Consider the following 901-nt stretch of genomic DNA (forward strand, 5'->3'; position numbering starts at 1 on the left):
TTTTCAATGTACTCGCCGACCGTTAGATCATTAAGGCCCGCTTCCTGATGTTTCAATTGACGAGCGAAATGGCTTTCCAATTCGCGCTCTCTTCCTTTGAAACTCTTTTTAATCTCTGGTCCTGGCTTAAAGCAAGGGACTTTAAATCGCTTCATGGTGCGCAGCGATTTCGCCATCGCGTTATCGAGTTTTTTCAGTGGCAGCTCATCGACGATTTTCTCTGCATATCTGCCGGGGACAGCTGATACTGCGATGGACGCCACACCGCCTAAGGTTGGGTTATTAGTAAAGCTTTTTCCAGCATCCAACATATCTACAATGCCTTCAACTGCCATGGAAACTGGGTCAATATTAACCGGTTGAATGCCTTGTAAGCTGGGGTCAGCGGCGATGTCTTCCAGCGTTGGGCCGGATAGCGCTTTACGGGTGCTTTCGGAATAAACCCTAGATTTCCTCTTGTCTGGATACTGCCCATATTTTACGGGGCCATATTTCTTTTCGTAATCTAGAACAGACATAAAAGGCGGTGGCGGCGGTGGGGCGCCCTCAAGTTCCTCCAAGCGGCGTAAGGGTTTTGATGTCATTCCCACGTATAGAGGAATCCCAACAAGGCTTTTGAGCTTAATTTCTAGCGTTGAGGGGAGGTCAATCTTTATATTACCAAAAGCGTCAAGCACACCATCTCCCCAGCGCAAATTATCAGCCAGTAGTACGTCACGGTGTGTGTCTATCCTACGATGACGCCTGTCATAGTATGCCAGTTTGGACGGGTGAACGATTTGGTCAATATGGCTGACAGTGAGTTGGTGCATATCAATAATGCGAGTCAACTGAGACCTCCTTCAACGCGTAAATGATACTAACGATTGTACGGTTTAATTTATTGATTACAATTTAACCA

1 pseudogene is annotated in these 901 nt (G+C 46.6%); it reads right to left on the reverse strand.

From position 1 onward, the window contains the following. Positions 1-830, reverse strand: a pseudogene (locus TW84_RS23645) (hypothetical protein); the annotation flags it as partial. Positions 831-901 lie beyond the last annotated feature (71 nt).

The sequence above is a fragment of the Vibrio neptunius genome, assembly GCF_000967495.1.
Classification (GTDB): domain Bacteria; phylum Pseudomonadota; class Gammaproteobacteria; order Enterobacterales; family Vibrionaceae; genus Vibrio; species Vibrio neptunius.